Origin of the sequence: Modestobacter caceresii (genome assembly GCF_000761485.1) — a bacterium.
Lineage (GTDB): Bacteria > Actinomycetota > Actinomycetes > Mycobacteriales > Geodermatophilaceae > Modestobacter > Modestobacter caceresii.
Genome location: NZ_JPMX01000073.1, coordinates 1 through 4614, shown reverse-complemented (window position 1 = coordinate 4614; position 4614 = coordinate 1). Strand labels below are relative to the sequence as shown.

At 72.6% G+C, this 4614-nt stretch carries 6 protein-coding genes; 2 read left to right on the top strand and 4 right to left on the bottom strand.

The features are described 5' to 3' along the window. Both IN07_RS15055 and IN07_RS15050 read right to left on the bottom strand, forming a co-directional pair. A partial coding sequence (locus IN07_RS15055) for an IS5 family transposase (RefSeq protein ID WP_036336966.1) occupies nt 1-186 on the bottom strand: 186 nt, incomplete at its 3' end. A 110-nt stretch (nt 187-296) separates the two neighbouring features. Continuing rightward, nucleotides 297-1547, bottom strand: coding sequence for an MFS transporter (locus IN07_RS15050; RefSeq protein ID WP_036336964.1), 1251 nt, complete (start codon nt 1545-1547; stop codon nt 297-299). Between the two features lie 217 nt (nt 1548-1764). Here IN07_RS15050 and IN07_RS15045 point away from each other — a divergent pair, with 217 nt between their 5' ends. Both IN07_RS15045 and IN07_RS15040 read left to right on the top strand, forming a co-directional pair. Continuing rightward, on the top strand, nt 1765-1995 hold the full coding sequence (locus tag IN07_RS15045; RefSeq protein ID WP_036336962.1) for a ribbon-helix-helix domain-containing protein: 231 nt from the start codon (nt 1765-1767) through the stop codon (nt 1993-1995). Then, nucleotides 1940-2329 (top strand): type II toxin-antitoxin system PemK/MazF family toxin, encoded by a 390-nt coding sequence (locus IN07_RS15040; RefSeq protein ID WP_331437138.1) that lies wholly within the window; start codon nt 1940-1942, stop codon nt 2327-2329. Before IN07_RS15045 ends, IN07_RS15040 begins: the two co-directional genes overlap by 56 nt. Before the next feature lie 165 nt (nt 2330-2494). Here IN07_RS15040 and IN07_RS15035 read toward each other — a convergent pair whose 3' ends face one another. Together IN07_RS15035 and IN07_RS15030 are read right to left on the bottom strand one after the other, a co-directional pair. Continuing rightward, complete coding sequence (locus tag IN07_RS15035) at nt 2495-3763, bottom strand: TIGR02679 family protein (RefSeq protein WP_052091302.1); 1269 nt, start codon at nt 3761-3763, stop codon at nt 2495-2497. Further along, nucleotides 3760-4614, bottom strand: an 855-nt coding sequence (locus tag IN07_RS15030; protein WP_036336958.1) for an SbcC/MukB-like Walker B domain-containing protein, incomplete at its 5' end; no start/stop codon positions are given. The genes IN07_RS15035 and IN07_RS15030, both read right to left, overlap by 4 nt.

The following is a 4614-nucleotide window of genomic DNA, read 5'->3' as shown; positions in this document are numbered from 1 at the left end:
CAGCAGCCGCCACGCACACCCACTGACCAGCACATACAGGATCGAGTCCAGGACCAGCAGGCGGTCGTGCTTGAGCGGCCGGCCCCCCGCATGCGGATCGTGGACAGGCAGCAACGGCTCCACCAACGCCCACTCGGCATCGGTCAACGACGAGGAGTACGCCGGCTTGCACGTGCACACGCACATGCCCCCGGAAGCCTCACCACCACCCGACCCGACCGGTGGCGCCACGCCGAACCCGACCAGGAACAGATCGCGCCCTCACGACCGCGCTGGATCAGTTACCCAACACCCTCTCAGGCGGGGACGAGCTCCCGCTCCGGCTGCCGGTCGACGTGGGGTGTGGCGGCGATGTGGGCGAGCGCGGCGGCGACCACGATCGCGGCGGCGACGGCGGGGAGGGCGAGCGCTGTGCCGGCGCCGAGCCGGTCGACGACGACGCCGGTGACGGCGGAGGAGACCGCCTGTCCGACGACGACGGCGGACCCGAGCAGCGTCATGGTGGTCGCCGAGCGGCCGAGTGGGCTGAGCTGGGCGGCGAGGCTGTACTGGCTGACCAGCGTCGGACCGATGCCGCAACCGAGGACGGCGAGGGCGACGATCAGGGTCAGCTCCGACCGGGCGGTGGCGTAGGCGATCGCGGCGGCGAGCATCAGCGACCCGAAGACCAGCCACCGCGCCCGCAGGCTGAACCGCTCCGGGAAGGCGGCGGACCCCAGGGCGAGGGCGGCCGAGCCGATGCCCATGACGCCGTAGAGCAGCCCGGCGCGGTCGCCGCTGCCGTCGGCGGCGAGGAAGCCGGTGAGCGAGGTGAGGGTGGCGCCGAAGAAGAAGCCGATGCCGAGCGTGCCGGCCACCACCGTGACCAGCGGGAGGCGGGCGAGCTCCCGGGCGGGCGCCTGCTCGTGGCGGGCGTCCTGCGCTCCGGGGTGCAGTCGCCCGGTGGGGTGCAGCGCGAACCAGGTGACGAAGACGAAGGTCAGCGCCGAGGCGCCGGCGATGGCCAGCCAGGGGGCGATGGCGGTGGCGAGCAGCCCGACGAGGAAGGGGCCGACGATGAAGACGGTCTCGTCGGCGGCGGACTCGTAGGCCATCGTCCCGTTCAGCACCCGCTCGCGCTGGTTGCGCTGGACCGACCGCTTGATGATGGCGACCAGTCGGGTGCGCGACATCGGCGCGATCTGCGGCGCCGAGGCACCGATCAGCACCGACATGGCGAGCAGCGCGAGGGCTGGCGTGGTGCTGGCGACGACGAACGGGAAGGCGGCGAGCAGGGTGGCGTTGACCAGCCCGACTGGGACGAGCACGCGGCGCTGGCCGAGCCGGTCGGCGGCAGCGCCGAGCAGGGGGCCGGCCAGCGCGGTGCCGATGCCGGCGGCGGCGGAGTTGAGCCCGCCGAGGGTCACCGAGCCGCGCTCGGCGACGACGAGGGTGAGGACGCCGACGGTCATCATCGCGAACGGGAGCCGCGCGATGAAGGCGAGCGGGAAGTAGGAGAACCCGGCGTGCCGGATGAGCTCGTAGCTCGATGAGCGCGTGTGGAACATGACCTCTGCTGCGGATCGGGCGTGCCGCCTTGATCCGCCGGAGCTGCCGGCAGCAGGTTGTTACACACGGATTTCAGGAACCGCACCACGATAACCGACGACGGCTGCGTCGTCCGGCGGTTCGCCCGATGTGGGGGTGCCTGAGTGAGAGCTGACGTCGCCGCGTACGCCAGCACGGTCATTGCTACCTTCTTGCTACCGTCGGTAGTATCCGGGTGTGAAACTCAGCGTCAGCCTCCCCGACGACGACGTTGCACTGATCGACGAGTACGCCCGCACCTCGGGACTCCCGGGGCGTTCCGCGGTGATCCAACGTGCGCTGCGACTCCTGCGACAGGAAGACCTCGAGCGCGACTACGCCGTCGTGTGGGAGGAGTGGGAGACCTCCGGCGATGAAGCGGTGTGGAACGCCGTCGTGGCGGACGGCGTGGCTGATGCGCCGCGGTGAGGTCCGGCTCGTCGACCTCGAGCCGGTGCGTGGCACGAAAGCGAATAAGCGACGGCCGGCCGTGCTCGTGAGCAACGACCGGGCCAACGCCACGGCTGCGCGTCTCGGTCGAGGGGTGGTCACCGTCGTCCCGGTGACCAGCAACGTCGCACGGGTCTTCCCCTTCCAAGCCCTGCTGCCAGCCGAGCGCACCGGTCTGCCGGCCGATTCGAAGGCACAGGGCGAGCAGATCCGGTCGGTGGCAGTCGAGCGGATCGGCGCGGTGCTCGGTCAGGTGCCGCCGAATCTCATGGACGAGCTGGACGAGGCGATGCGGGTCCATCTGCAGCTGTGACCTGTGAGGGCGCTGGACGACCCCCACTTCCCGGACACGGTGCTGGCCACCTTGGCGGGCCCGGCTGCTGGGCAGCGCGGTGGCGCTGGCCGAGGCACTGGAGCTGACGCTCCTCGCGGAGGGCGTGGAGACCGAGGAGCAGGCCCGAAGACGACGTCGCCGCCGCTACCCGGACACCGCCGACGACACGGACCCCTCCACCGATCCGGTGTCCAGGTCGGCGATCAGAAGGTCGATGGACGCCTCTTCGTGGACTGCGCGGCCGTGCTCCCGCATGGCGATCCGCAGGTCCGGGTCCCACGGCGTCGGCACCTCGGCGCCGCTGAGCGGTACCCCACTTCCGGCCGGGAGCGAGGCCAGGTAGTCCTCGGTGCCCAGCCGCCACGGCGTGGCGCCGCGGGCCAGCACCCGTCCGGCGATGGCCAGACCGGGCCAGTCGAAGTCCCCGTGGTAGCGCACCTGGGCGCCGTCGCGCACCAGCCGTTCGACGAGCAGCACCCCGGCCGCCGACGGGTTGCCCTGCAGGCAGACCACTGGCCGGGAGCCCGCACGGTCGGCCGCGGCCTGCACCACCTGGGGGTTCTCACACACGTGCACGATGTCTCCTGGTGCGGCCGATGGGCCACCCGCAGCCCGCAGCTCCCGCAGCGTCAGGTGGGTCGGCAGGCCCAGGTCGGCGCGCTCCCGCATCATCCCGGCCCACCGGGTGGTCCCGGGTGGCCGCCAGCCGAGCACCAGCACCGTCCCCGACACGTCGTCGGTGCGTATCCCGGTCCGACCCCAGAGCCTGCTCCGCTCATCGGCCGTCGTCGGCGGCAGTTCGCTCCGTGCGGCGGCCAACCCGCGCAGCGCGATGAGCCCGGCCCGACGACCGGCGTCCAGCGCGTGCGCGTCTCCGGCGACGACCGCGGCCAGCTCACCCAGCGTCCGCTGGGTCGGGTCTCGCAGCACCAGTGCCACCGCGGGAACGGCGACGGCGAAGGACTCAACGGAGGCCGGTGTCAGCAGTCCGTCCGCTCGCATCGCGGCGGTCCACCTCGGCACCCACGGCGCCCCGGCCAGCCCGGCGACGGCGAGCAACGAGTTCCAGGTGTCCTCGGCGCCCTTCCGTCGCTGGTCGGCTGCCAGCTTCTCCGCTGGGCGGTCGCGCAGCGGTCCGCCCAGCTCGACGGCGACTCCGACCAACGATGTCGCAGCAGGCGAGGCGAGCAGCACAGTGTCCAGCTCCGGCAACGACAACCTTCGCCGGCCCGGCCGCAGTGCCTTGCCCAGCATCCCGCCGAGCAGGTCTGCCGCCCCCTCGTCCAGCGGCACCTCGACCGCGCCCACCGCCTGCAGCCCGGTCGCCTCCAACCGCCGGCGGACGGCGGCCCACACCGGCCCCAGGACCGGATCGCGCAGTTCGGCCCACAACCGGGCACCGGGGTCGTTCATCCGAACACGTGCCGACTGGTGCCGTCCCAGTGCACCCGGGTGGTGATCGCCGCCGTGCCCTCGGCCCGCCGCACCTCGTAGACGTCGAGCGACGGGACGCCCGGCCCGAACCCCCACAGCGCGTGGCCGGTCATCACGAAGTCCAGGTCGAGACGCACGAGCTGGGTCATGAGCTCCCCGATCGTGCGTTCGTCGACCTTGGCGAAGGCGTCGTCGAGCAGGATCAGGCGCAGTGCCACCGGGTCGGGCAGACCGGCGAAGAACGCGTCGGCTGCGGCGAACAGCGCCAGGTAGCTGACCACCCGCGTCTCGCCCTGCGACAGCCGGGCCCGGCGGCTGATCCGGCGCCGTTCTCCTGCGGTGGGCCCGAGGATGTACACCTCGACGGTGTGCCAGGACCGGTGGTCCAGCGCCGCGCGCAGCGCCGTGGCGTAGCCCTGCGCCGGGTCGGTGCGCAGCTGCTCCTCCACCCGCGCCCGCAGCAGCTCGGTGAGCTCGGCGTTGGCGTCGACCGAGCGGGCCGAGGCCCGGGTGCGCACCAGCTCCTCGATCCGCGCGGCCGAGCCGGAGGCGTCCTCGGCCAGCGGCCAGCGGATCTCCACCCCGATCCCGTGGCTGGTGCGGATGCCGGCCAGCCGCTCGTTCATCAGCTCGACCTGCCGGGTGGACCACAGCAACTGCTGGCGCAGCTCGTCGGCCACCGAGCCGAGCACGAAGGTGGTGAAGATCCGCTGCTCCTTCTCGGTGAGCGCGACCCGGCCGAGGTCGCGGCGGCGGACCAGCTCGGTCACCGCGGCCGGCAGTGTCCGGCGCCCGGTTGCCTCGGCGATCTCTACGAGGTTGACCCCGTC

What these genes read in the sequence shown, in the direction of transcription:
- IN07_RS15050 (WP_036336964.1), bottom strand. Translation starts at nt 1,547, where the DNA reads ATGTTCCACACGCGCTCATCGAGCTACGAGCTCATCCGGCACGCCGGG.
- IN07_RS15040 (WP_331437138.1), top strand. Translation starts at nt 1,940, where the DNA reads ATGAAGCGGTGTGGAACGCCGTCGTGGCGGACGGCGTGGCTGATGCGC.
- IN07_RS15035 (WP_052091302.1), bottom strand. Translation starts at nt 3,763, where the DNA reads ATGAACGACCCCGGTGCCCGGTTGTGGGCCGAACTGCGCGATCCGGTC.